Origin of the sequence: Nocardioides sp. NBC_00163, assembly GCF_045206295.1 — a bacterium.
In the GTDB taxonomy this organism is placed as follows: Bacteria; Actinomycetota; Actinomycetes; order Propionibacteriales; family Nocardioidaceae; genus Nocardioides.
In genome coordinates, this window is record NZ_CP108155.1 from 3,676,537 (window position 1) to 3,700,257 (window position 23,721).

Below are 23,721 nucleotides of genomic sequence, written 5' to 3' on the forward strand. Positions count from 1 at the left end.
CGCAGTAGCGACGGCCCCGAAGAGTCCACGGAGGCAGGACGACTCCGGCGTGCGTCGACGCGACGATCGAGTCATCCGATCGAACTCGACGAAGGAGCCCTCCATGTCCCTGAACGACGTACTCATCAGCGCCGCCGACCCTGACGTCGGCGCCTACACACTGACCACCGCCCGGCTGTGGGCGACGCTCGCCGCCTTCATCGGCCTGGCGGGAGCGGTCGCCGGCGCGGTGGCGCTGGCCCGTGCCGTACGCGGCGTCGGCAACCATGGCCGCAACGGCGCCGTCGTGGCGCTCGGCTGCGGCACGATCGCCCTCGTCGTCGGCGTCGTCAACCTGTTCGTGGCCGACGGCGGACCCGGCACCGGCAACGGCGTGGTGGGCGGCGGCATGGCGATCGTCCTCGGCCTCGCCGGCCTCGTCCTCGGCGCTCTCGCGCTCAGGCGGGCTCGCGAAGCCGTCTAGCCCCGCTCGAGGAGGAGAAGGACCTCGTGGTGATCGGTGTTCGGGAACATGTCGAGCAGTCGCGCCGACACCGGTCGCAACGAGGGCATGTCGCGCAGGTCGCGGGCGAGGGTGTCGACGTTGCACGAGGAGTAGACGACGTGCTCGACCCCCGACTCCTCCAGCCACCCGGCGAGCGATGAGCCGATCCCGCGCCGCGGAGGGTTGACGATGACCAGGTCGGGCGCGGAGCCGGCCGAGAGGGCGTACGCAGCGGCATCCCCGGCCACCCAGCCGGTGCCCGGCAGCCCCAGCTCCGCGGCGGTCGAGGCGGCGGCTTCGATGGCCTGCTCGCTGGACTCCACACCGAGCACCTCGCGCCCGGGAGCGGCGACGTGCAGCCCGAAGCCGCCGACGCCGCAGTAGAGGTCCCAGACAGAGGTCGGCGCCGCCGAGGAGACCAGGTCGCGGGCATGGCGGTAGAGCGCGGCCGCGACATCGGTGTTGGTCTGGAAGAACGAGTGGGGACGCAGCCGCAGACCGATCCCGTTGACCTCCATCGTGAGCGCCTCGCGGGCGGTCAGGAAGATCTCCTCAGGCCCCTCGATGACGGCCTTGTGCTCCGGTTGGATGTTCACCGAGGCGACGCCGATCGGGAGGTCGTCCAGCAGAGCCGGAAGGTGCTTGCGCAGCCGGGCCAGCGCCTCGGTGGACCGCAGCACCCAGCGCACCATCAGCTCGCCGCCGGGCGCCTCGGTGACGATCACGTGCTTGAGCTCGCCGCGCCGCTCCGGCACGGAGTAGGGAGTCAGCCGCGCGGTCGTGACGAACCGGGACAGGACCGGCAATGCGGCCTGCAGCCCCGGGGTGTGCAGCCCGCACGCGAGCAGGTCCACCCCGAGACCGTCGTGCGACAGGATCCCCAGCGTCGGCGCCTCCACCGAGCCGGCGACGACCATCTTCGCCTTGTTGCGGAAACCGGCCTCCGGGCTGGAGACCGGTTCCTCCCAACGTACGTCACCGAGAGCCTCGGCGACCCGCCGCTGTTTCTGCGCGAGCTGGTCTGCGTACGCCATCTCCAGCCAGCGGCAGGAGCGGCAGGCGCCGGAGGTGAAGTAGCCGCAGTCCATCCGTCAGATTCGGCTGCTCAGCATCGCGTTGATGCTGTCGAACGTCGTGCTGTCGGTCTCGTTGGAGGCGACGACGATCATCACGATGATGAAGATGATGTAGGCGATCCAGAAGAGCATGTAGAGCGCCCCGAAGATCGTCCCGATGAGGCCGGTGATGAAACCGGCCTGAGCGTTGCCGCGCCCGCTGTAGGCAGCCGGGTTGGCGTCGATCTCGGCCATCACCCGCTTGCCCTTGACCCATCCGAAGGGTGCGACGAAGACGCCGATCCCGCCGCACATGACCGACAGGCACAGCCCGACGATCCCGAGGACCATCGCCGTGTTGGCCTCGGGATGCGGAGGGGGCTGCGGGAAGCCGTACGGCGCCGGTGCGGGCTGGTAGCCGGGCGGTGGCGTGTCCGTCATCAGAACTCGCTGTCGTAGGTCTCGTAGCCGCTGTCGTAGCCCGGGTCGTCGAACCCGCCGCTGACGCCGATGATGATGACGACGGCGATCAGCAGGATGCTCAGGACCAACAGGACGGTGCCGATGATGCCGAGGATGAAGCCCGCCTGCGCGTTTCCGCGGCCGGTCAGAGCACCGGCCGACGCGTCGATCCGCTTCTTGGCGGAGAGACCCATGAACAGGGCGAACGGCGAGAGGACGATGGGGAGACCACAGAGGAACGACCCCACGAGCCCGACGATCCCGAGGACCATCGCCGTGGTCGCCCCCGAGTCCGGGGTGCCGACCGGACCGGCGTACGCAGCCGGAGCACCGTAGGGCGCCTGGCCGTAGCCCGGCTGACCACCGTAGTTCGGCTGACCACCGTAAGCCGGCGGAGGCGTCCCGTAGCCAGGGGTCGGGGCCGGCGGGACCGGCGGCTTCTGGTCGAAGGTCGCGCCGCCGTAGGGGTTCGAGGGCTGCTCACCGTAGGTCTGGCCGTACATCGGCTGGGTCGGCGCAGGCGGCGTCGACGCAGGCGGAGTCGCCACCTGGGTCTCGTCGGCCTGGGTCGGCTCGGCGGGAGTCGGCTCGGACGGGGTCGGCGGAGGCGGGGTGGAGGCGTCGGCCGGCTTGTTGGGATCGGGCTGATCGTCGGACGGGTTCGTCATGGCCGACATTCTGTCTTAACTTGCCGGATCCGTGGATTGCGAGGGCGTGTTGAGCCAGTCGTCGATCTCGACGAGCAGACCCTTCTTGGTGGACTCGGGCGCGGTCGAGGCGGTGATCGACATCCGTGCCAGGTCGGCGAGGGTCTCGTCGGTGAGCTCGTGAGCGGCCCGCATGGTGGCGTACTGCGCCGCCAGCCGGGACCCGAACAGCAGCGGGTCATCGGCTCCCAGAGCCACCGTCGCACCCGCGTCGAGCAACTGCGGCAGCGGCACCGACGTCAGGTCGGAGTAGACGCCGAGCGACACGTTGGAGGTCGGGCAGACCTCCAGCGCGACGCCCGCGCGCACGATCTCGTCGAGCAGCGCCGGATCCTCGGCAGCGCGTACGCCGTGACCCAACCGGGTCGCGTGCAGCGACCGCAGCACGGTGCGGATGTGCTCGGGACCGCGCAGCTCGCCGCCGTGCGGCATCAGCCGCAGACCGGCCCGCTCGGCGATCTGGAAGGCGTGGTCGAACTCCTCGGTCCGCCCGCGCCGCTCGTCGTTGGAGAGCCCGAAGCCGACCACGCCGTGGTCGACGTACTGCGCGGCCAGGCGCGCCAGCGTGCGCGCGTCCATCGGGTGCCGGGTGCGGTTGGAGGCGATGATCACCGCGATCCCGAGCCCGGTCGCCCGCTCCGCGTCGCCGACGGCCGAGAGCACCAGGTCGGTGAAGGACGTGATCCCGCCGAACTTCGCCGCATAGCCCGACGGGTCGACCTGGATCTCGAGCCACCTGCCGCCGTCGCGTACGTCGTCCTCGGCGACCTCCATGACCAGCCGCCGGATGTCCGCCTCGGTGCGCAGCACCGAGCGCGCGACGTCGTAGAGACGCTGGAACCTGAACCAGCCCTTCTCGTCGGCCGCGCTCAGCGTCGGCGGCCAGTCCGCGACCAGCTGCTCGGGCAGCCGGATCCCGTCGCGGGTGGCCAGCTCGAGCAGGGTCTCGTGGCGCATCGCACCCGTGAAGTGCAGGTGCAGATGCGCCTTCGGCAGCGTACGTAGGTCGCGTCGGGCCTCGACAGAAACAGAAGTCACGCGAGCAGCTTCTCCGCAGCGGCCAGCTTCACGCACACCGTGACGACCTCCATGGCGCCGCTGACCTGCTCCAACGGCGGGAAGGACGGGGCCAGCCGGATGTTGGTGTCCTCCGGGTCGACCTTGCCGGGGAACGCCGAACCGGCCGGGGTCAGTGCGACGCCGGCACCCTTGGCCAGCTCGATCACCCGGGTCGCGGTGCCTGGGAGGACGTCGAGGCTGACGAAGTAGCCGCCGGCGGGCTTGGTCCAGGTCGCCACGCCGAGCGCGCCGAGCTGGTCGGTGAGCGCGTCCTCGACGGCGGCGAACCGTGGCGCGAGCAGTTCGCGGTGCTTGGCCATGTGCTCGCGTACGCCGGTGGCGGAGCCGAAGAACTCCGCGTGCCGCAGGTGGTTGACCTTGTCGGGGCCGATCGCGCCGTGGCTGAGGTGGTCCAGCCACCAGGCGACGTTCTCCTTCGAGCCGCCGAAGAAGCCGACGCCGGCGCCGGCGTAGGTGACCTTGGAGGTCGAGGCGAAGACCAGCGGACGGTGGGGGTTGCCGGCCGCGTTGGCCAGCGAGACGACGTCGGCGGTCTTGGTCTCGGCCGGGGTCAGGTGGTGCAGCGCGTAGGCGTTGTCCCAGAAGATCTTGAAGTCGGGGGCCGCGGTCGGCATCGAGGTGAGCCGCTCGGCGATCTCCTGCGAGGTGGTGTCGCCGGTCGGGTTGCCGTAGGTCGGGACCAGCCACATGCCCTTGATCGTGGGGTCGTCCTTGACCAGCGCGGCGACGGCGTCGGCATCGGGTCCGTCGGCGTGCATCGGCACGGTCACCATCTCGATCCCGAACCACTCCAGGAGCGTGAAGTGGCGGTCGTAACCCGGCACCGGGCAGACGAACTTGACCGTCTCCTCCTGGCCCCACGGCCGCTCGCTGTCGACGCCACCGTGAAGCCACAGGTACATCAGCGTGTCGCGCATCATCGTGAGGCTCGAGTTGCCGCCGGCGATGAGCTGGTCGGTGTCCAGGCCGAGCAGCTCGGCGTAGATCTCGCGGATCTCGATGCCGCCCGCCAGGCCGCCGTAGTTGCGCGTGTCGGTGCCGTCCGGGGCGGTCGTCGTCTTGGGGAGATGGAGCAGGCCGTCGGAGAGGTTGAGCTGGTCCGCGGAGGGCTTCCCCCGGGTCAGGTCCAGCTTCAGGCCCTTGGCCACCAAGTTGTCGTACGCCGTGCGCTGCTCCGTTGCGAACGCTTCGAGTTCCTCGCGCGAGAGCTCGGCGAGGGGACGGGGATCTGAGGTCATGTCAGCCATCCTATGGGTCGGTGCACCCCGGTTTTGACCCCCTCGTTTTGGAGGGCCAATTGCCCAGTGCGTAGACTCACCGTTGGTGGTCTTCCCACATGGTTAGCCGCGCCCTCAACCGCGCGTCTGATGCAGACCTCCGTAGGGCACTAGCTCAACTGGCAGAGCATCGGTCTCCAAAACCGAAGGTTGGGGGTTCAAGTCCCTCGTGCCCTGCAAAGCCGGACCAGCGATGGAAACGTTTTCGAGAGAAGGTGGCGGCGTGACGGACAGCAAGGCAGTCCCGACTCCGAACGACAAGAAGACGGAGAAGCGCACCAGTCTCCCGACGTTCTACCGCCAGGTCGTGGCCGAGCTCCGCAAGGTCGTCTGGCCGACGCAGCAGCAGCTCACGACGTACTTCATCGTGGTTCTGGTCTTCGTCCTGGTCATGATGGCGATCGTCGCGGGCCTTGACCTCGGGTTCGGCAAGTTGATGTTCTGGGTGTTCGGCGGCCGCGACGCGTGATCGCGTGGGCCCCGGCCCGCGGAACACACCCGATACACACAATCAACGGTTTGGAGCAGGACGTGTCTGAGCAGGACTACACCGAGGAGACCGAGGTCCTCGAGACGGCCGAGGCCGCCTCCGACGTGCCTGCAGAGGCTGAGCTCGACGAGGCCGACGAGTCCGCTGACGCTGTCGAGTCCGAGGACTCCTTCGACGAGATCGTCGAGGGCGAGACCCCCGAGGCCGCTGAGGACGACCCGCTCGAGGCGTTCCGCCGTGAGCTGTGGGCGAAGCCGGGCGACTGGTTCGTGATCCACACCTACTCCGGCATGGAGAACCGGGTGAAGTCCAACCTGGAGAACCGCATCGTCTCCCTCAACATGGAGGACTACATCCACGAGATCGTGGTCCCCACCGAGGAGGTCCCGGAGATCAAGAACGGCCAGCGCAAGATGGTCAAGCGCACCGTTCTCCCGGGTTACGTGCTGGTCCGGATGGACCTCACCGACGAGTCCTGGGCCGCCGTACGCCACACCCCGTCGGTCACCGGCTTCGTCGGCCACAGCCACCAGCCGGTCCCGCTGTCGATGACCGAGGTCGAGAACATGCTCGCCCCCGCCGTCGTCGCCCAGGCCGAGGCCGAGGCTGCCGCCGCCGGTGACGCTGCGACCGCCACCTCCGGCTCCACCGGCACCGCCAAGAAGCCCGTCGAGGTCGTCGACTTCGCCGAGGGCGACTCGGTCACCGTCGTCGACGGCCCCTTCGCCACGCTTCACGCGACCATCACCGAGCTCAACGCCGAGTCCCAGCGCGTCAAGGCGCTCGTCGAGATCTTCGGCCGCGAGACCCCGGTCGAGCTCTCGTTCAACCAGATTGAAAAGGTCTGAGCGGGTCGAGACCCACTTTCCCGTAGCAATCAGGCTCCTTGCCCGCACCCGCGAGCAAGGAGCCTGATGCGTTTTGCAGCTGAGCGAAGGTCAGGCAGGCGTCTGCAAGGCCGAGAGCTCCTGCGGATCGTCGGCAGCCGGCATCAGGACGAGAGTCTCCAGGTCCCGTACGACGGCGGCAGGCGTGAGAGGTGACGGCAGCAGCAGCACGTCGATGAGGCCGTCGACCGAGTTGTCGACGGTGAACCGAGCGGCAGCGTTGATCCTGACGAGCTCGTTGACCTCGCCCTGGGCGGCGGCGGCGCGGACGCCTCGCGCCAGCGCAGCGGGGTCGTCGGGAGCGACCAGGGTGATCGAGCCACAGTCGGTCTCGGGGAGACCGCCGTCGTCAGAGGCGACGACGCGACAGCCGGAGTGCTGGGCCTCGATCGAGACGATGCCGAAGGTCTCGTGCCAGTACTGGCTGTTGGAGGGCATGACGATGATGTCGTGCTGGGCCATCAACGTGGCCATCGCGCGCGAGGTGGTCCGCCGGGGCACGAGCCGAACGCTGGGATGCGCTTCGAGGACCCGCTCGATGTTGCGGCCCTGCGGCTTGTCGGAGCCGGCGGTCGTGGCCGTGCAGGTGAAGGCCCGCTCCTGGCCGACCGGGTCCAGGTCGAGCATCGCCAGCAACGTGTAGATCCCCTTCTCCGGGCTCAGCCGGCCCGCGTAGAGGATGCGAATCCCGGCCTCGTCGGCCGGCGGGCGGACCTCGGTGCTGAAGCACGCCTCGGCGTAGGGGTAGACGATGCTGATGGTGTCGATGTCGACGTCGAGGAACTCGGCCCACAACTGCGCGGAGAACCGGCTGGTCGCGATCAGCGACCGGTCCTGCATGGTGGCCGCGATGCGGGTCCGGTCGACGGCGTCTCCCGGTGGTGGCACATGCAGCATCTGGTACGCCGGTCGCCTGGTCACCACGACGGGGAACTCGGCGACGAAGATCACCACCCCGTCCAGCTCGCCGACGTCCGCGACGCTCGCCATCGAGAGGAAGGGGATGTCCGCGAACTCGTCGCGTCCGTCCGTCATCCCGACACCGATGGTGACGACGTGGGCGTTGATGCCGCGGCGATTGAGCTCGCGGACATGGCCGATCGTGTAGTTCTCGGTGCCCCCGGTTCCTGCCGGCAGCGGCTGGTGCGGGTTCCAGACGAAGTAGATGTTTCCGACTGTCTTCGGACGATTGTCGAGATACGAAGCCATCTGCCCACTGTCTGCGGGTTGCTGCCGACACCGCTGCCGTGTGCCCCCCGCGATGTCCGCGTCGAGCGGCAGGTGTCCTGCAGTCTTGGCCCCAGCCTAACCGCCGGGCCCTCACCTCACGTAGACGCGGACTTCCCAGGGCTCCAGCCGATCGGGATCGATCCTGCTCCGGGGGTAGTTGGCCAGCACCAGCTCACGAGCCACCCGGTCGTCGCGGTCGACGGAGACCGGCAGGTCGGACAGATTCGCATGGACGGTGAGGGTCACGTCACCCAGCTGGCGCCGGAAGGCGTAGATCTGGTCACGGCCGGTGTCGATGGCGGCGAAGTGCCCGTCCACCACGACCGGCAAGCGGTGCCGCAGTGCGATCAGGGCGCGGTAGTACTCATAGACCGAGCCCGGCGCGCCACGCTGTGCGTCGACGTTCAACCAGCTGTGGTTGGGATTGACCCCGATCCAGGGGCTCCCGGTCGTGAAGCCGGCGCCCGACGCGGCGCTCCACTGCATCGGCGTACGCGCGTTGTCCCGGCTCCGGCGTCGCAGGGTGTCCAGCGCGACGGCGGCGTCCACGCGGTGCGTACCGACCGCTCTCGCGTAGTAGTCGAGCGACTCGACGTCCCGGAAGTCGTCGATGCCGGTGAACCGGGTGTTGGTCATCCCGATCTCCTCGCCCTGGAAGACGTACGGCGTGCCCCGGTGCAGATGCAGCACCGTGGCCAGGGCGGTGGCCGACTCGCGCCAGTACATCGTGTCGTTGCCGTAGCGGGAGACGACCCTGGGCTGGTCGTGGTTGTTCCAGTAGAGGCTGTTCCAGCCGGTGTCGCCGAGGGCGGTCTGCCACTTCGCGAGCGTGTCCCGCAGGTCTTTCACGCTCATTCGTCGTTGGGTCCACTTGTCGCCGTCCGCGTCGAGGGTGACGTGCTCGTACTGGAACACCATGGCGAGTTGGCCGTGCACCTGGTCGGTGAACTCCCGGGCCTGCTCGGGTGTGACCCCTGGCATCTCACCCACGGTGAGGTAGCTGCTCGGCCGCGAGTCGAAGACCCGGCGCTTCATCTCGGACAGATAGTCGCGGATCCGCGGACCATGGCTGAAGTACGGCATCCCGTCGCCGTAGCCGTCGCGGTTGAGCGGCGCGTCGGGGAGCCGTGGATCCTTGGAGATGAAGTTGATGACGTCCATCCGGAAGCCATCGATGCCGCGGTCGAGCCACCAGTTCATCATGGTGAAGACCGCCTCGCGGGTGTCCGGGTTGTCCCAGTTCAGGTCCGGCTGGGACCGAGCGAACAGGTGCAGGTAGTACTGGCCTCGCTCCGGCACCCACTCCCATGCGGACCCGCCGAAGGATGCACCCCAGTTGTTCGGTTCCGACCCGGGCTCACCGGGCACCGTCCCCGGCCGGGCATCCCGCCAGAAGTACCACTCGGAGGTGGCCGTCTCACGCGAGCCGCGCGAGGCGAGGAACCAGGGGTGCTGGTCCGAGGTGTGGTTGACGACGAGGTCCATGATCAGCCTCATGCCCCGCAGATGGACCGCGGCGAGCAGCCGGTCGAGGTCCTCCAGGGTGCCGAAGAGCGGGTCGACGTCCTGGTAGTCGCTGACGTCGTAGCCGTTGTCCTCCTGCGGCGAGCGGTAGACCGGGGACAGCCAGATGACATCTATCCCCAGCTCCTGGAGGTAGTCCAGGTGTTCCAGGATGCCCGGAAGGTCACCGATGCCGTCGTCGTCGGAATCGGCGAAGCTGCGGACGTAGATCTGGTAGACCACCGCCGACTTCCACCACGCTTCGTTGCCCGAGGCCGACCGAGACGCGCCGAGTGCGGCCATGTGCCACCGCCTCGGGTTTGCCACCATGCCAGTGTCGAGAATGACCTGGACGACTGTGGCCCTGCTTCGAGCCTATCCCGAATGCCAAGTGGGCATTCGGGGTCGGAAGGAAGCCTTACGGCAGCGTCTTGATCAGCCACTCGACGTACCCGGTGATGTCGGTGACGACTCCGGGGACGGCGGCGTTGGCCTGGGTGACGGTCTTGCCGAGCAGCCGGATGCTGCAGGAGTCGACGGCTCGGTTGGTGTCCCAGCCGTCGGCGAGGTCGGGGAAGCGGGAGGACAGCTCGGCGGCACAGATGCCGCGGCGCTCGGAGATCGAGGCCCAGCTGCCGTCATCGGTCGGGGTGGGGCTCGGGCTCGGGGCCGTCGAGGGGGTCGGGCTCGGCTTGTTCGAGGGCCGGGCGCCCGAGCTCGGCTTCGGGGTGACGGCGGGGGGCTTCTTCTTCCCGGGCTTCTGGTCGGCCTTCTTCGCCGCACTCTGCCCCGGGCGGCCTGGCTTCGGCTCGGCGTGCGCGGGCGCGGCGGCGAGCTCGATGTCGTCGCCACCGTAGGGACTGTCGGCGTAGCCCTTGGCGATCTTCAGGACGGTGGAGACGTACGCCTCGCTGCGGTTGTAGCGAGTGAGCGAGGCCTGCTTCCCCGCATCGGTGGAGACGTCCTCGTCACCGGAGCAGAGGTAGACGGCGGCGGCGAGGGCGGCGTCGTCGATGTCCTGCGGGTCGCGTACGCCGTCGCCGTCTCCGTCGACGGCGACCAACGGCCAGGTGGAGGGGATGAACTGCATCGGCCCGACAGCCCGGTCGCCACTGGTGAGCTTGTCGACGGCACCGGCGTCGGTGTCGGGTGCGGGGTCGCCGGCGGGAGCGGTCAGTGCGGGACCGTAGATCGGAGGCGTGGCCTTGCCCGAGTCGTCGAGCCGACTGCTCTTCAGACGCCCGTGGTCGGACTCGACCATCCCGACGGCGGCGAGCAGCGTCCAGTCGAGGGCACAGGCCCGGTCGGCGGTGGTGACGACGGCGGCCGCACGCTGGTAGGCGGCCAGTGCCGACATCGGGATGTCGCTTCCCTGCGCCATCGCGACGGCGATCGTGCCGGTTCGGGCGCCCTTGCGAGCTCCTTGAGCGGGCGCGGGCTCGGTGACGCTCGCGGGCTGGTCGATCGCCGACGTCACCAGCGTCTCGCCACCGGGCAGCGTCACGGGTTCGACCGGATCGAACCCGGTGCCGGTGGCAGCGGCGGTCCACCCCGCCGAGAGCGCGGCCAGCGGCACGAGCGCGGCGAACATGGACAGACGTCGGTTGAACAATTCAGCTCCCTTTGTAAATCCCTGGGGGAGTATGCCAAGGGGAGTGGTGGTCGTCACTCAGGGGGTCTCACTCAGTGGGCCGCCTCCGCTGATTTCGTGAAGCCGGACGGATCACGGACAATTGACCAGTTGCGAGAGCAACACAGCAGGTGGCAGAGGCCGCAACGTACAAGCGGCTTCGTCATGACCACGAGAAGGAAGAGATCTCAAGAATGCCTCCGAAGAAGAAGATCGCAGCGCTCGTCAAGGTGCAGCTGCAGGCCGGTGCCGCGACCCCGGCCCCGCCCGTCGGTACCGCGCTCGGTCCGCACGGCGTCAACATCATGGAGTTCTGCAAGGCGTACAACGCCCAGACCGAAGCCATGCGCGGCAACGTGATCCCCGTCGAGATCACCATCTACGAGGACCGCAGCTTCACCTTCATCACCAAGACCCCGCCGGCCGCCGAGCTGATCAAGAAGGCCGCCGGCCTCAAGAAGGGCTCGTCCGTCCCGCACAAGGACAAGGTCGGCAAGCTGACCAAGGACCAGGTGCGCGAGATCGCGACCACCAAGATGCCCGACCTCAACGCGGAGGACATCGACGCCGCGATGAAGATCGTCGAGGGCACCGCCCGCTCCATGGGCGTCACCACCGACTGACCGTGGGAGAGCCGCGCTGGCTCGCTAACCACATCTCCTCTTAACCCTTAAGGAATTCACCATGCAGCGCAGCAAGACCTACCGCGCGGCGGAAGAGACGTTCGACAAGAACGAGCTCTACGCCCCGCTGGCCGCGATCAAGATCGCCAAGTCCTCCAGCAAGAAGAAGTTCGACGAGACCGTTGACGTCGTCATGCGTCTCGGCGTCGACCCCCGCAAGGCCGACCAGATGGTGCGCGGCACCGTCAGCCTGCCCCACGGCACCGGTAAGACGATGCGCGTCATCGTCTTCGCCGCGGCTCCGGACAAGGCCGAGGCCGCTCGCGAGGCCGGCGCGGACGTCGTCGGTGGCGACGACCTCATCGAGAAGGTCTCCGGTGGCTGGCTCGACTTCGACGCCGTCGTCGCGACCCCCGACATGATGGGCAAGGTCGGCCGCCTCGGCCGCGTGCTCGGCCCCCGTGGCCTCATGCCGAACCCGAAGACCGGCACCGTCACCCCGGACCCCGGCAAGGCCGTGTCCGACATCAAGGGCGGCAAGATCGACTTCCGCGTCGACCGTCACGCCAACCTTCACTTCATCATCGGCAAGGCCTCCTTCTCCGAGGCCCAGCTCGCTGAGAACTACGCCGCTGCTCTCGAGGAGGTGCTTCGTCTGAAGCCGTCCTCCTCCAAGGGCCGCTACCTGAAGAAGGTCACCCTCTCGACCACCATGGGCCCCGGTGTCCAGGTCGACCCCAACCGCGTCAAGAACGTGGCGGGTGAGGACGAGAGCTGAGTCTCTCCGACCAACTCATCGAGCGCTGTCGCCCAGACCGGGCGGCGGCGCTCGATGCATTTGTGCGCTGCGTACGTCTTCTTTCTGTTCCTCTGTCACTGCCGGGCGAGGGTGCCAACCCCCTAGGTTCGGACGGTCGACGAAAGGAACATCGGTGCTCAGACTTCGTGCTCTCGTCCCGGTCCTCGCCATGGCCCTGGTCGCGGCGGCGGGCGTCACCGCCGCGGCCGACCCGCCCGAACCGTCCGAACCGGTGGTCCGGACCGACAAGGGAGCGGTCGGCGGCGTTGCCCACGACGGCTTCCGAACCTTCCAGGGGATCCCGTACGCCGCCCCGCCGGTCGGCCGGCTCCGCTGGCGCGCCCCAGCGCCGGCCGATTCGTGGACAGGGGTGCGAGACGCCACCGAGCCGGGCAGCCAGTGTGCACAGGTGGCTCCGGCGTACGGAGGGGCGACGACCTACGACGAGGACTGTCTGTTCCTCAACGTGTTCGCCCCGGACCGGCCGACGAAGCGGAAGCTGCCGGTGATGGTGTGGTTCCACGGCGGCGGGAACACCACCGGCTCCAGCTCCGGCTACGACGCGAGCAAGCTCGCCGTCGAGGGTGACGTGGTGGTCGTGACGGTCAACTACCGCCTCGGCGCGATCGGCTGGCTGGCGCATCCCGGGTTGGACGGGACGTACGAGTCCGGCAACTACGGGCTGCTCGACCAGCAGGCTGCGCTGCGCTGGGTGCAGCGCAACATCGCTGCCTTCGGTGGCAACCGGGGCAACGTGACGATCTTCGGTGAGTCGGCCGGGTCGATCGACACCTGCGCCCAGATCGCCTCGCCGGCCGCCGCCGGACTGTTCCACAAGGCGATCCCGCAGAGCGGGAGCTGTGCGGCCGGCGCGCGCAGCGACGCGGGCTCCGCGGCCGAGGGCCAGCGGCTCGCCGCCGCGGTGGGCTGCGGCGACGCGGCTGACGTGGCCGCCTGCCTGCGGGCCACCCCCGTCAAGGAGCTGATCGAGGCCTTCGGCGCTGCCGGGCTCAACGCCGGACCTGTCGTCGGCGACCCGCGGGTGCTGCCGTGGACCTATCCCGAAGCCATCGACTCCGGAAGGTTCAACCGGGTGCCGGTGATGCACGGCTCGACCCTCGACGAGATGCGGCTCTACGTCGGGCTCGAGTACCCGCAGCCGATCACGGTGGCCAAGTACGAGCAGATCGTACGCAGCACCTACGGCCCCGCCGCAGATGCCGTCCTCGGCCTCTACCCGGCGAGCGCCTACGACGACCCGCGGCACGCCCTGGCAGCGATCCGTACAGACTCGGCCGGTGCACTGTCCACCTGCGCCCATCAGGAGGCGTTCGCGAAGCTCGAGGCCGCCGGGGTGTCGGTCTTCGCCTACCAGTTCGCCGACCGGGGCGCCCCGCCGCTGATCGACCTGCCGGGCTACGAGGAGGGCGCGGAGCACGCGACCGAGCTGACGTTCCTGTTCCCGGGTCTCCTGGGCGAGCTCGACGAAGGACAGCAGAAGCTGTCCGACACGATGGTCGCCTACTGGACCTCGTTCGCCCATCACGGTCGCCCGGTCGCGCCCGGTGCGCCTCGTTGGCCGACCTTCCGGGACTCTGGCGACGTACTCCAGCTGGCTCCTGGCGAGGCAGGGGTTCGCCCGGTGGACACGGCCGCGACGAGCCACTGTGGGTTCTGGGCCGCCGTTCTCAGTTGACCCACGATCTCACTACGATGGCCCGCCACCTCAAGGGGTAGCGGGCCATCGGCGGCCGAAGACACGTAGAGTGCCACGCATGAATCTGCGGAAGTTCGCTGCTGCCCTGACCGTTCCCGTCCTCGGCCTGGCGCTCGCCGCCTGCGGTGGCGGCGACGAGGGTGGCACCTCCCCGTCGGGTGCGAAGCTGGTCACGGCCGACACCCTGACCATCTGCACGCACCTTCCCTACAAGCCCTTCGAGTTCAACGAGGGCGGCGAGGTCGTCGGCTTCGACATCGACGTGCTCAAGATCGCGGCCGACGCCGAGAAGCTCGAGACCGAGGTCGTCAACATCGGCTGGGAGACCATCGTCTCCGGCGAGGCCCTCAACTCCGGCAAGTGTGACGTCGCCGCAGGTGCGATGACGATCACCGAGGAGCGCGAGAACGTCATGGACTTCACCGAGCCCTACTTCGAGGCGACCCAGGCCCTGATGACCAAGAAGGGCGCGGGCTACGCGTCGCTCGACGACCTCGGCGGCAAGACCATCGCGGTCCAGGAGGCGACCACCGGCGCCGACTACGTCAAGGAGAACGCCCCCGAGGACACCAAGATCATCACGCTCGAGGACTCCGCGCTGATGATGCAGGCGGTCAAGTCCGGCAAGGCCGACGCGGGCGTCAACGACAACGGTCTGCTCTACGACTTCGTGAAGTCCAACTCGGACATGGAGATCACCAGCGAGTTCCAGACCGGTGAGGCGTACGGCTTCACGGTCAAGAAGGGCGGCAACGACAAGCTGCTCGACGTGCTCAACAAGGGCATCAACGACAAGGCTGCCTATGACGAGGTCTACAACAAGTGGTTCGGGGAGGCTGCCGCGCAGTGAGTAGCGCGGCCGTAGTTCCCAAGAAGCGGATGTCGCCGCGCAAACGCGCGGCGCTCGTCCGTTACATCCAGTACGCCATCTTGGTGCTGCTGGTCGTCGTCCTTGCCCTGATCGCCGACTGGGGTGAGATCAGGCGTGCGTTCCTTGACATCGACATCGCCTCGCAGCTGTTTCCCGATGTCATCCTGATCGCGCTCAAGAACACGATCATCTACACCGCCTGCGGGTTCGCCTTCGGTCTGGCGCTGGGCCTGGTCTTGGCGCTGATGCGGCTCTCGAGCGTGGGTCCGTACCGGTGGATCTCCACCGGCATCATCGAGCTTTTCCGTGGGCTGCCGGCGTTGGTCGTCTTCCTGGTGCTCGGCCTCGGCTTGCCCATCGCCTTCGGTGTGAACCTCGGCAACATCGTCACAGTGACGCTGGCGCTCGGTCTGGTCGGCGGCGCCTACATGGCTGAGACGATCCGCGCGGGCATCCAGGCGGTGCCGAAGGGGCAGTACGAAGCGGCCCGCACTCTGGGGATGACCCACACGCGCGCGATGGTCACGATCGTGATCCCGCAGGCGTTCCGCATCATCCTGCCGCCGTTGACCAACGAGCTGATCCTGCTCACCAAGGACTCTTCGCTGGTCTACATCCTCGGGATGTCGCTGGACGAGTACGAGCTGACCGCGTTCGGTCGCGAGAACATGAACGCCTTCGCCAACCTGACCCCGATGGTCACGATCGCGCTGTGCTACCTGCTGATCACGGTGCCGCTCTCGATCGTCGTACGCCGCATGGAAGCCAAGTCCGGGAAGGCCCGCTGATGACCCAGACCGAGACGACACCGGCTGCCGACCGCAGCGCGGCGGTGATCGACGTACAGCAGTTGCACAAGTACTTCGGTGACAACGAAGTGCTCAAGGGCATCGACTTCCACATCGCGCGGGGAGAGGTCGTCTGCGTGATCGGGCCCTCGGGCTCTGGGAAGTCGACGCTGCTGCGCTGCGTGAACCTTCTCGAGGAGCCGACCAGCGGCACGATCCTGGTCGACGGCGAGGAGATCACCGATCCGGACGCCGACGTGGACGGGCTGCGCGCCCGGATCGGGATGGTGTTCCAGCAGTTCAACCTGTTCCCGCACATGACCGTGTTGCGCAACCTGACGGTCTCGCAGCAGAAGGTGCTCAAGCGCGGTAAGGCCGAGTCGCTGGAGATCGCTCGGGCCAACCTGGAGAAGGTCGGGCTCTCGGACAAGGCCGACGCCTATCCGGCTCACCTCTCCGGTGGCCAGCAGCAGCGCGTCGCCATCGCCCGGGCGCTGTCGATGAATCCCGACATGATGCTCTTCGACGAGCCGACCTCCGCGCTGGACCCCGAGCTCGTCGGGGACGTTCTGGCGGTCATGAAGGACCTGGCTGCCGACGGTATGACCATGATGGTGGTGACCCACGAGATGAGCTTCGCCCGCGAGGTCGCCGACAAGGTCGTCTTCATGGACGGCGGCGTGATCGTCGAGGAGGGCCTCCCCGCCGACGTCCTCGGCAACCCCCAGCACGAACGCACCCAGGCGTTCCTCGCCCGGGTGCTCTGAGGCGCGGATGCTCACCGAGTTGCCTCGGTGAGCATCCGGCCGCAGCTGGCGGTGATGGCTGCGAGGCCGAGACAGAGGCCCGCGCCGACGAGCCAGACCGTCGGAACCCCGTGCGACAACAGACCGGTCGCGACCATCGGCCCGATCGTCTGTGCGATCCCCCAGCAGGTCCCGTACGCCGCCAGATAGCCCGCTCGCGAGCCGTCGGTCGCCGCCAGGCCGGCCACGAGCGCGATCGGTGGGCCGAGCAGAAGCACCTCGCCGAGGGCGACGATCGCGGAGCCGAGTGCGAGGAGCGGCAGCGGTGCTGCGTACGCGATCACGGCGAAGCCGACGGCCATCAGGACCAGACCTGCGCGGATGAGCGTGAAGGGCCGGGCGGCGGCGCCACGGAGAAGGCGCTGGCCGGCGATCGTGACCAGCGCGGCGACCACGAGCAGCCAGCCGGTGGCCGCTGCGTCGTGCCCGCGGGCGGAGACGGTGAGCGGGAGAGCGATCGTGCTCAGGATCCATGCGGTGGCGAACCCGGTACCGAGCGCGAGCATCGTCAGGAGCCTGCGATCACGCCACGGACTCGGCCCGGACCGCTGCCGGCGCCGACTCCGAGCCGTGGTGTCACGCACGAGGGCGAGGACGAGAACTGCAGCGCACAGACAGGTGAGCGCGTCGGCGACGAAGAGCAGGCGCAGATCAATGCCGCCCACGAGGGCGGCCAGTGCTCCTGCCGCCACACCGGCGACCGCCATCGCAGCACCATAGAGTCCGTAGGCCTGCGGCCGCCGCTCGACCTCCACCGACTCCGCGATCAGCGCCTGAGAGGCGGGCTCGTAGATCTCGTACGCCAGCCCGAGCAGCGTCGCGCCGATCAGTGCGCCGGCGATCCCAGGGGATGCGGCGATGACCAGCTGGGCCACCGCGCAGGCGACGAGGCCCACGACGATGGTCGGCCGGCGGCCCACCGTGTCGGCCATCCACCCGCCGAGGAGCCGCGAGGGGATGGTGGCGACACCGAAGGCCGTCACGACCGCACCGGCCGTGGCGAGGGAGGCCCCATGCACCTCGACCAGGGCGACCGCCATGAAGGCCATGGCGAACGAACCCAGCCGGTTGACCGCTCGGGCGATGACCAGCACGACGAGGGATCGCGGCCACCGTGTGCGTCCGTGACTGGTCAATGGTTGAATGACAGTCATGGAGGAGACGGTGGGACCCGAACTCGTGACTGGTCAAATACATTTCGACAGTCACGTGCATACGGTGACCGAGCAGGCCTGCAAGCTCGTCAACGCGCTCACCCCTGGGCATGACGGCACCCACCCGGTGCAGCCGCCTCCGACCGGCCGGCGGGCGCAGGTAGTCAGCGACCTGCTGGCCCGTCCCGACTACCGACCCCAGGTCGAGGAAGGCGACGCCGACGGGATGGTCGCGCTCGCCGAGTCGCTGCGCGTCGTGTTCGAGGCAGCGGCCGGCGGCGACCTCGACACCGCCGCCACCGCGGTCAACGTGCTCATGCGCGAGATGGGCTCGGTCCCACAGCTCGACCGGGCCCGCGGAGGAGGCTGGGCGCTGCACTTCCACGGACGCGACCCCGGCCTCGTCATCGGCTGGGGCGCGGGAATCGCCGCTGGCCTCGCGCTGGCGATCGGCTCCGACCTGGCCGGCCGCCTCGGCGTCTGCCAGGCCGACCCGTGCGACCGGGTCTTCGTCGACACCTCCAAGAACGCCGGCCGCCGCTTCTGCTCCACCCGCTGCCAGAGCCGCGTGAAGGCCGCCGCCCACCGCGCCCGACAGAAGTAGTCCGGGACGTTCTGGTCCATCTACGGCCGAGTAATGGGCGGGAACGTCCCGGACTGCCTTCTAGAGTTGCCGCGTGCGAACCGATCCCGGGGTTGACTGCTCTGCCGCGCTCGAGTGGGCCGAGGGAGTGTTGGGGGAACAAATCGATGACGTGCGACGCCTCTCCGGTGGCTGGACGTCGACCATGCTGGCGATCACCCCAAGGCTGCACGAGGCAGTCGTTCTCCGGCTGATGACCAACGAGCCGTGGCGTACGCACGGTGAGCCGCTCACCACCCGGGAGAGCGAGATCCAGCGGATGCTCGCGACCACGGAGGTGCCTGCGCCGCGGTCGCTCGCGCTCGACGCCACGGGGGACAGGTGTGGACACCCGGCGCATCTGATGACGCTGCTTCCGGGGGCGATCGAGCCGCAGCGGAGAGACGACGCTTCGCTCCTGCGGCTCGCCGAGCTGCTGGCGAGTATTCATGCGGTCGAGCCGACGATCGACGTACGCAGCTACCAGTCGTGGGCGTGGGAGGCGAAGTTCGTCGTCCCGGTGTGGGCCTCGGATGCAGGTCTGTGGGAGGACGCCTTTGCGCTGCTGCGTAGCGAGCCACCGACGTACGAACCCTGCTTCATCCACCGTGACTTCCAGCCGCGCAACGTGCTGTGGGAGCGCGGCGAGATCAGCGGTGTCGTCGACTGGGTGGAGACGTCGATCGGGCCGGCCTGGCTGGACGTTGCCCACTGTGCGAGCAATCTCGCGATCCTGCACGGGACCGAGGTCGCGGACCGGTTCGCCGATGCGTACGCCACGACGACCGGTCGCCCGCCGCAGCCCTACTTCGACGTGATGGACATCGTCGGCTTCCTCCCGCCGCCCGGCAAGACGTCGTTCATCACCGATTCCGCCGACCTGGAGCGCCTGGAGGAGCGGCTCGCCACGGTCCTGTTGCGGTGCAAGTAGGGTCTGCGTCGTGCCAACGCCTGACGACTACTTCGTGACCCTCGGTGTGCTGCAGGCCGAGTTCGTGGCCGCGCTGAAGCAGGCCGACCCGGACGTGCCGGTTCCGTCCTGCGACGACTGGTCGATCGGCGACCTGGCCGATCACCTGGCCGGGGTGCACCACTGGGCGGCGGCGATGGCGCGCGACGAGGACGAGGCGCCGCTGCCGGTGCCGTTGGACCTGGTCGCGGCCTACGAGGAGCAGGCGGCCGGGCTGCGCGAGACGCTCTCGGCGCTGGGGCCGGAGGCGACCGGCCGGATCCTCAACGGGCTGACCGAGGACGGCCGTGGGCCGGTCTCGTTCTGGTTCCGGCGCCAGGTGCACGAGACCCTGGTCCACCTCTGGGACATCCGCACTGCGCTCGGGCTCGACGCACCCGAGGCGACTCCGGAGCTCTGGGCGGACACGGTCGACGAGGTGCTGACCGTGATGTACCCGCGGCAGATCGCACTGAAGCGCACGCGAAAGATCGTCACCCGCATCGAGCTGACCGCGACCGACATCGACCAGACCTGGGCGATCGGCGCTCCGAACGCGGTGCAGAAGGTGTTCGTCACCGGATCCGCTCGTGACCTGGCGCTGCTCCTCTGGGGTCGTACGACGCCCCGGTCCGCCGCGCTGACCGTCACCGGTGACGAGGCAGCCCTCGCCGAAGCGCTCTCACGTGCGCTCGTCCCCTAGTCGAGCCTGAAGCCGCGAACGGTCGGCATGGCCGGTCCAGTAGCCGACCCACACCGCTCCGGCGAGCGAGAAGAGCCCGAGCGCGACAGGGGCGGCGGCGATCGAGAAGACCGCGGCTAGACCGGAGACCAGGAGCGGTCCGCCGGTGCCGCCGAGGTCACCGCACAGCCGCCAGCCGCCGAGGAACTGGGCGCGTCCGTCCTCCGGTGCGGCATCGGCGCCGAGCGTCATCACGATCCCCGAGCCGAGGCCGTTGCCGACGGCGATCAGCGCCATCACCGCGCCCAGGCTGAGCGCGTCGTGGGTGAGGGGGAGCAGCAGGCAGCCGAGGCCGACGGCGAGCACCACCGGGATCGCCACGACCTGACGCCCGCGGTGGTCGAGCAGCCAGCCGCCGGGAAGGGTGAGGGCGATGTCGACCAGGGCCGCCCCGGCGAAGAGCAGCGAGACCACCGACGCCTCCAGGTGGATGTGGTCGGCCCAGAGCGGGAGCAGGCCGGTGCGTACGGACCGGGAGATCCCGATGATCACCACCGCCACCCCGAGCGTGGCGAAGGTCCGGCGATGGGTCCACAACACGCTGCGTACGCTCAGATGCCCCTGCTCACGCGAGCGAGTCCGGCCGAGCTCGGGCATCCAGCCGCCGATCACCGCCGAGCACAGCGACGTCGCGGCCGCGAACAGGAAGACCACGGGGAGGCCGAAGGCATGGATGAGCCCGGCGCCGAGCAGGGGTCCGACGAAGACCCCGAGCCGGAACGAGCCGCCCAGCAGCGCCATCGCCCGCGCCCGGTGCGAGAGCGGGGTCGCGTCGATGAGGAAGCCCTGCCGCGCGATCAGGAACGCCGTCCAGCTCATCCCGCTCACGAACACGGCGATCGCGAGCACGGCGACCGAGCTGCTGAGGAACGCCACGGTCATCGCGACCGCGTCGAGAGCCCCGGCGCCCATCAACGTCCGCCGCTCGCCGATCCGTGCCACCAACGACCCGGCGGGCAACGAGGTGGCCAGCGACCCGATCCCGAGCAGCGCGACCACGAACGCGGCGGTCGACGCGTCCGCCCCCAGGTCGGAGGCCCGAAGCGCCAGGACCGGCATCACCGCACCGTGTCCCATGGAGCTGACGATCGAGGGCGCGTACGCCACCAGCGCGATGTCTCGGAACCGGAACTCCGTCGTCGTCTCCGTCGTCACCCCTTTACTCTGCCCGATTCGTTACCGAGGCTCACTATTTGTACGCCGACCGAGACGTCACGCCCGTCGACTGAGGCGTCACTCAGGTCGGCCGAATCGGCAACGAGGTGCCCACTCGGCCGACGCGAGTGACGCCTCGGCGGGGGATCGTCACCAGCGGGAGTGGATGGCCTCGCGGAAGTGGGTGTCGTAGATCTGGCGTACGCCGGCGAGCAGCTCGTCGGAGAGCGCGGGCAGCGAGCCGGCGGCGGAGTTGGCGTGGGCCTGGGACGTGTTGCGGGCACCGGGGATGACGGTGGTGACGCCGGGCTGCTGAGCGACCCAGGCGAGGGCGACCTGCGCGGGCGTCGCACCCTCGGGGCCGTGCTCGGCAGCCAGGGCGGCGAACTCCTGGGCGGCCTTGACCCCGGTGGCGTAGTCGACGCCGGAGAAGGTCTCGCCGACGTCGAAGGCCTCGCCGTGGCGGTTGTAGGTGCGGTGGTCGTCGGCGGCGAAGGTGGTCGACTCCGAGTAGCGACCTGACAGCAGTCCGGAGGCCAGCGGCACCCGCGCGATGATCCCGACGCCGGCCTCCGCGGCCGCCGGAAGCACCAGATCCAGCGGCTTGAGCCGGAACGCGTTCAGGATGATCTGGACGGACGCCACGTTGGGCCTCGCGATCGCGGCCAGGGCCTGGTCGCAGGTCTCCACGCTGACGCCGTACGCAGCGATCACCCCTTCCGAGACCAGGGTGTCCAGCGCGTCATAGGTGGCCGAGGACTCGATCGTCTCCGTCGGTGGGCAGTGCAGCTGTACCAGGTCGATCGTGTCGACCCCGAGGTTGGTGCGGGAGCGCTCGAGCCACTCGCGGAAGGCGGAGAGCGTGTAGTTCGAGGGCACCTGGTCCACCCGGCGACCCATCTTCGTGGCCACGAAGATCCCGTCGTGCGACCGCAGGAACCTCCCGATCACCTGCTCGCTCCGGCCGTCCCCGTAGACGTCGGCGGTGTCGAGGAAGGTCACCCCGTCGCCCACCGCGGCCTCGAGCACCGCCAGGGCGTCCGACTCGCTGACCTCGCCCCAGTCGGCGCCGAGCTGCCAGGTGCCGAGACCGATGACCGACGCCGAGCGACCGATCCTTCCGAAGGTGTGGCTCTCCATGCCGCAAACGTACTGCCCGCCGATTTGGCGGCACCCCGCGGCGTACGCATAATTGTTGTCTGAAACCAGAGACCGCCGGTTGTCAGGTGCGCATGCACTCGATCGAAGGTTCCGCAGGATGCGGACGGCCAGCGTAGGTGAAGAGCAAGACGAGATCGTACGTCACGCCCTGAGCCTGCGCTCGGGGCGTTTGTCATGCAGGGCCCTCGCCGGTGGGATCGATTCCCGGAAGAAGGAGACCCATGGCGCGGGCTGAAAGGCAGGCTGCCGTCGCGGAGATCGCTGAGAAGTTCAGCGCCTCGAGCGGCGCCCTGCTCACCGAGTACCGTGGTCTCACCGTCGGCGAGCTGAAGACTCTTCGCCGCTCGCTCGGTGAGAACGCCAACTATGGCGTGGTCAAGAACACGCTGACCAAGATCGCCGCCAAGCAGAGCGGCATCGAGGGTTTCGACGACCTGCTGACCGGCCCGACCGCGATCGCCTTCATCCAGGGTGACGTCGTCGAGGCGGCCAAGGGTCTGCGTGACTTTGCCAAGGCCAACCCCAACCTTGTCATCAAGGGTGGATACCTGGACGGCAAGGCCATCGACGCTGCTGAGGTTGGCAAGCTTGCCGACCTCGAGTCGCGCGATGTCCTGCTCGCCAAGCTTGCCGGCGCGATGACCGCGTCGCTGTCGCAGGCGCTCTACGCCTTCAACGCTCTGCCCTCGAAGACCGCGCAGCTCGCTGCCGCTCTCGAGGCCAAGGCCGCGGAGGACCCCTCGATCCTCGCAGGTGGTGCCGCTGAGCCGGCTGCCGCCGAGGAGGCTCCGGCCGAGGCCTGAGGCCCCGGTCGTAACTAACCACCACCTGTAACCCGGCCCGCTGCGGTACTCAAAGAAAAACGCAGAGGGCCACCACGAAAGGAAATGCCATCATGGCGAAGCTCACCACCGCCGAGCTGCTCGACGCGTTCAAGGAGCTCACCCTCATCGAGCTCTCCGAGTTCGTGAAGGAGTTCGAGGAGACCTTCGGCGTCACCGCTGCTGCTCCGGTTGCCGTCGCCGCCGCCGGCGCCCCGGGTGCCCCCGCCGCCGCCGCCGAGGAGGCCAAGGACGAGTTCGACGTCATCCTCGAGGCCGCTGGCGACAAGAAGATCAACGTCATCAAGGAGGTGCGCGCCCTGACCTCCCTCGGTCTGAAGGAGGCCAAGGAGCTCGTCGAGGGTGCCCCCAAGGCTGTCCTCGAGGCCGCCAACAAGGAGACCGCTGACAAGGCGAAGGAGGCCCTCGAGGCCGCCGGCGCCACGGTCACCGTCAAGTGATCTGAGGGCTTCGGCCCTTGAGCCCGGGTTCGGCGGATTCCGCCGGGCCCGGGCTTTCTCTACATTGCGGAAACAGTTCCGCAACAGATCGGGCAAGCTGCAGCGCAGCGCTCCGATCGTTCGAGCCGCGGGTTGCTACTCCTGAGTAGCCACTCGCGGTTTGTTTCGTTATCTTGAACACACGCCGGGCGTGAAGGGTCGCAATCCGACCGTCGACGTTCTGGCTGGGGGAGTCCGTCTCGGGTGG

25 protein-coding genes and 1 tRNA gene are annotated in these 23,721 nt (G+C 68.7%); 15 read left to right on the plus strand and 11 right to left on the minus strand.

The features are described from left to right. Window positions 1–103 precede the first annotated feature (103 nt). Window positions 104–463: a DUF6223 family protein gene (locus tag OG801_RS17695; RefSeq protein ID WP_406030146.1), complete on the plus strand. Its 360-nt coding sequence runs from the start codon at window positions 104–106 to the stop codon at window positions 461–463. Here OG801_RS17695 and rlmC read toward each other — a convergent pair. Genes rlmC through OG801_RS17720 form a run of 5 tightly spaced genes read right to left on the minus strand, consistent with a single transcriptional unit; the run spans window position 460 to window position 5,026 of the window. Beyond that, window positions 460–1,572 (minus strand): 23S rRNA (uracil(747)-C(5))-methyltransferase RlmC, encoded by a 1,113-nt coding sequence (gene rlmC / locus OG801_RS17700; protein WP_406030148.1) that lies wholly within the window; start codon window positions 1,570–1,572, stop codon window positions 460–462. The two genes, OG801_RS17695 and rlmC, sit on opposite strands and share 4 nt — an antisense overlap. A gap of 3 nt (window positions 1,573–1,575) precedes the next feature. Then, window positions 1,576–1,980, minus strand: a complete 405-nt coding sequence (locus tag OG801_RS17705) for a DUF4190 domain-containing protein (protein ID WP_406030150.1) — start codon at window positions 1,978–1,980, stop codon at window positions 1,576–1,578. Continuing rightward, window positions 1,980–2,669 carry a DUF4190 domain-containing protein gene (locus tag OG801_RS17710; protein ID WP_406030151.1) on the minus strand — a complete coding sequence of 230 codons (690 nt, stop codon included), beginning with the start codon at window positions 2,667–2,669 and terminating at the stop codon, window positions 1,980–1,982. Before OG801_RS17710 ends, OG801_RS17705 begins: the two co-directional genes overlap by 1 nt. 15 nt (window positions 2,670–2,684) lie before the next feature. Next, window positions 2,685–3,746 carry an adenosine deaminase gene (locus OG801_RS17715; protein WP_406030153.1) on the minus strand — a complete coding sequence of 354 codons (1,062 nt, stop codon included), beginning with the start codon at window positions 3,744–3,746 and terminating at the stop codon, window positions 2,685–2,687. After that, window positions 3,743–5,026, minus strand: coding sequence for an aminotransferase class I/II-fold pyridoxal phosphate-dependent enzyme (locus OG801_RS17720; RefSeq protein ID WP_355019347.1), 1,284 nt, complete (start codon window positions 5,024–5,026; stop codon window positions 3,743–3,745). The genes OG801_RS17715 and OG801_RS17720 overlap by 4 nt, the downstream gene beginning before the upstream one ends. Window positions 5,027–5,169: 143 nt before the next feature. Here OG801_RS17720 and OG801_RS17725 point away from each other — a divergent pair. From OG801_RS17725 to nusG, 3 genes are all read left to right on the plus strand, one after another. Beyond that, window positions 5,170–5,242, plus strand: a tRNA-Trp gene (locus tag OG801_RS17725). A 16-nt stretch (window positions 5,243–5,258) separates the two neighbouring features. Continuing rightward, window positions 5,259–5,534 (plus strand): preprotein translocase subunit SecE, encoded by a 276-nt coding sequence (gene secE / locus OG801_RS17730; protein ID WP_160025598.1) that lies wholly within the window; start codon window positions 5,259–5,261, stop codon window positions 5,532–5,534. A gap of 62 nt (window positions 5,535–5,596) precedes the next feature. Beyond that, a complete protein-coding gene (nusG, locus tag OG801_RS17735; RefSeq protein WP_355019346.1) occupies window positions 5,597–6,403 on the plus strand; it encodes a transcription termination/antitermination protein NusG in 807 nt (268 codons plus the stop codon). Between the two features lie 90 nt (window positions 6,404–6,493). Here nusG and OG801_RS17740 read toward each other — a convergent pair whose 3' ends face one another. The 3 genes from OG801_RS17740 to OG801_RS17750 all read right to left on the minus strand — a co-directional run bounded on the left by OG801_RS17740 (window position 6,494) and on the right by OG801_RS17750 (window position 10,787). Continuing rightward, complete coding sequence (locus OG801_RS17740; RefSeq protein WP_406030156.1) at window positions 6,494–7,651, minus strand: glycosyltransferase family 4 protein; 1,158 nt, start codon at window positions 7,649–7,651, stop codon at window positions 6,494–6,496. Between the two features lie 111 nt (window positions 7,652–7,762). Then, window positions 7,763–9,478 carry an alpha-glucosidase gene (locus OG801_RS17745; RefSeq protein WP_406030158.1) on the minus strand — a complete coding sequence of 572 codons (1,716 nt, stop codon included), beginning with the start codon at window positions 9,476–9,478 and terminating at the stop codon, window positions 7,763–7,765. A 115-nt stretch (window positions 9,479–9,593) separates the two neighbouring features. Then, window positions 9,594–10,787: a lytic murein transglycosylase gene (locus OG801_RS17750; protein WP_355019343.1), complete on the minus strand. Its 1,194-nt coding sequence runs from the start codon at window positions 10,785–10,787 to the stop codon at window positions 9,594–9,596. A 212-nt stretch (window positions 10,788–10,999) separates the two neighbouring features. Between OG801_RS17750 and rplK the strand changes: the two genes are divergently transcribed. The 6 genes from rplK (at window position 11,000) to OG801_RS17780 (ending at window position 16,370) form a co-directional block, all read left to right on the plus strand. Further along, a complete protein-coding gene (gene rplK / locus OG801_RS17755) occupies window positions 11,000–11,428 on the plus strand; it encodes a 50S ribosomal protein L11 (RefSeq protein WP_355019342.1) in 429 nt (142 codons plus the stop codon). Window positions 11,429–11,489: 61 nt separating this feature from the next. Next, window positions 11,490–12,206 (plus strand): 50S ribosomal protein L1, encoded by a 717-nt coding sequence (gene rplA, locus OG801_RS17760; RefSeq protein WP_355019341.1) that lies wholly within the window; start codon window positions 11,490–11,492, stop codon window positions 12,204–12,206. A 154-nt stretch (window positions 12,207–12,360) separates the two neighbouring features. Beyond that, complete coding sequence (locus OG801_RS17765; RefSeq protein ID WP_406030161.1) at window positions 12,361–13,923, plus strand: carboxylesterase/lipase family protein; 1,563 nt, start codon at window positions 12,361–12,363, stop codon at window positions 13,921–13,923. 79 nt (window positions 13,924–14,002) lie between these two features. Then, on the plus strand, window positions 14,003–14,794 hold the full coding sequence (locus OG801_RS17770) for a transporter substrate-binding domain-containing protein (RefSeq protein ID WP_406030163.1): 792 nt from the start codon (window positions 14,003–14,005) through the stop codon (window positions 14,792–14,794). Further along, window positions 14,791–15,603, plus strand: a complete 813-nt coding sequence (locus OG801_RS17775) for an amino acid ABC transporter permease (protein WP_355019338.1) — start codon at window positions 14,791–14,793, stop codon at window positions 15,601–15,603. Before OG801_RS17770 ends, OG801_RS17775 begins: the two co-directional genes overlap by 4 nt. After that, window positions 15,603–16,370 carry an amino acid ABC transporter ATP-binding protein gene (locus OG801_RS17780; protein WP_406030165.1) on the plus strand — a complete coding sequence of 256 codons (768 nt, stop codon included), beginning with the start codon at window positions 15,603–15,605 and terminating at the stop codon, window positions 16,368–16,370. The genes OG801_RS17775 and OG801_RS17780 overlap by 1 nt, the downstream gene beginning before the upstream one ends. Window positions 16,371–16,381: 11 nt before the next feature. On the opposite strand, the gene OG801_RS17785 is transcribed toward OG801_RS17780, so the two are convergent. Then, window positions 16,382–17,563, minus strand: a complete 1,182-nt coding sequence (locus OG801_RS17785) for an MFS transporter (protein WP_406030167.1) — start codon at window positions 17,561–17,563, stop codon at window positions 16,382–16,384. 64 nt (window positions 17,564–17,627) lie between these two features. On the opposite strand from OG801_RS17785, the gene OG801_RS17790 reads away from it, so the two are divergent. The 3 genes from OG801_RS17790 (at window position 17,628) to OG801_RS17800 (ending at window position 19,837) form a co-directional block, all read left to right on the plus strand. Next, window positions 17,628–18,167, plus strand: coding sequence for a CGNR zinc finger domain-containing protein (locus OG801_RS17790; protein WP_406030169.1), 540 nt, complete (start codon window positions 17,628–17,630; stop codon window positions 18,165–18,167). Window positions 18,168–18,240: 73 nt separating this feature from the next. Next, entirely contained in the window at window positions 18,241–19,116 is an 876-nt protein-coding gene (locus OG801_RS17795; protein ID WP_406030171.1) for a phosphotransferase family protein, read from the plus strand. 10 nt (window positions 19,117–19,126) lie between these two features. After that, window positions 19,127–19,837, plus strand: a complete 711-nt coding sequence (locus OG801_RS17800) for a maleylpyruvate isomerase family mycothiol-dependent enzyme (RefSeq protein WP_406030172.1) — start codon at window positions 19,127–19,129, stop codon at window positions 19,835–19,837. Here OG801_RS17800 and OG801_RS17805 read toward each other — a convergent pair. Beyond that, entirely contained in the window at window positions 19,817–21,031 is a 1,215-nt protein-coding gene (locus OG801_RS17805; protein WP_406030174.1) for an MFS transporter, read from the minus strand. The two genes, OG801_RS17800 and OG801_RS17805, sit on opposite strands and share 21 nt — an antisense overlap. A gap of 150 nt (window positions 21,032–21,181) precedes the next feature. Beyond that, window positions 21,182–22,171, minus strand: a complete 990-nt coding sequence (locus OG801_RS17810; protein WP_406030176.1) for an aldo/keto reductase — start codon at window positions 22,169–22,171, stop codon at window positions 21,182–21,184. A gap of 242 nt (window positions 22,172–22,413) precedes the next feature. Here OG801_RS17810 and rplJ point away from each other — a divergent pair, with 242 nt between their 5' ends. Together rplJ and rplL are read left to right on the plus strand one after the other, a co-directional pair. After that, window positions 22,414–22,995 (plus strand): 50S ribosomal protein L10, encoded by a 582-nt coding sequence (gene rplJ / locus OG801_RS17815; protein WP_355019330.1) that lies wholly within the window; start codon window positions 22,414–22,416, stop codon window positions 22,993–22,995. Window positions 22,996–23,087: 92 nt separating this feature from the next. Next, window positions 23,088–23,474, plus strand: a complete 387-nt coding sequence (rplL, locus tag OG801_RS17820) for a 50S ribosomal protein L7/L12 (protein WP_179660967.1) — start codon at window positions 23,088–23,090, stop codon at window positions 23,472–23,474. The last annotated feature ends 247 nt before the right edge of the window (window positions 23,475–23,721 follow it).

Bases quoted from the DNA above. Each gene is read 5' to 3' on its own strand.
- OG801_RS17695 (WP_406030146.1), top strand. From the start codon at position 104: ATGTCCCTGAACGACGTACTCATCAGCGCCGCCGACCCTGACGTCGGC.
- rlmC (WP_406030148.1), bottom strand. From the start codon at position 1,572: ATGGACTGCGGCTACTTCACCTCCGGCGCCTGCCGCTCCTGCCGCTGG.
- OG801_RS17705 (WP_406030150.1), bottom strand. From the start codon at position 1,980: ATGACGGACACGCCACCGCCCGGCTACCAGCCCGCACCGGCGCCGTAC.
- OG801_RS17710 (WP_406030151.1), bottom strand. From the start codon at position 2,669: ATGACGAACCCGTCCGACGATCAGCCCGATCCCAACAAGCCGGCCGAC.
- OG801_RS17720 (WP_355019347.1), bottom strand. From the start codon at position 5,026: ATGACCTCAGATCCCCGTCCCCTCGCCGAGCTCTCGCGCGAGGAACTC.
- secE (WP_160025598.1), top strand. From the start codon at position 5,259: ATGGAAACGTTTTCGAGAGAAGGTGGCGGCGTGACGGACAGCAAGGCA.
- OG801_RS17740 (WP_406030156.1), bottom strand. From the start codon at position 7,651: ATGGCTTCGTATCTCGACAATCGTCCGAAGACAGTCGGAAACATCTAC.
- OG801_RS17745 (WP_406030158.1), bottom strand. From the start codon at position 9,478: ATGGCCGCACTCGGCGCGTCTCGGTCGGCCTCGGGCAACGAAGCGTGG.
- rplK (WP_355019342.1), top strand. From the start codon at position 11,000: ATGCCTCCGAAGAAGAAGATCGCAGCGCTCGTCAAGGTGCAGCTGCAG.
- rplA (WP_355019341.1), top strand. From the start codon at position 11,490: ATGCAGCGCAGCAAGACCTACCGCGCGGCGGAAGAGACGTTCGACAAG.
- OG801_RS17770 (WP_406030163.1), top strand. From the start codon at position 14,003: ATGAATCTGCGGAAGTTCGCTGCTGCCCTGACCGTTCCCGTCCTCGGC.
- OG801_RS17780 (WP_406030165.1), top strand. From the start codon at position 15,603: ATGACCCAGACCGAGACGACACCGGCTGCCGACCGCAGCGCGGCGGTG.
- OG801_RS17785 (WP_406030167.1), bottom strand. From the start codon at position 17,563: ATGACTGTCATTCAACCATTGACCAGTCACGGACGCACACGGTGGCCG.
- OG801_RS17810 (WP_406030176.1), bottom strand. From the start codon at position 22,171: ATGGAGAGCCACACCTTCGGAAGGATCGGTCGCTCGGCGTCGGTCATC.
- rplJ (WP_355019330.1), top strand. From the start codon at position 22,414: ATGGCGCGGGCTGAAAGGCAGGCTGCCGTCGCGGAGATCGCTGAGAAG.
- rplL (WP_179660967.1), top strand. From the start codon at position 23,088: ATGGCGAAGCTCACCACCGCCGAGCTGCTCGACGCGTTCAAGGAGCTC.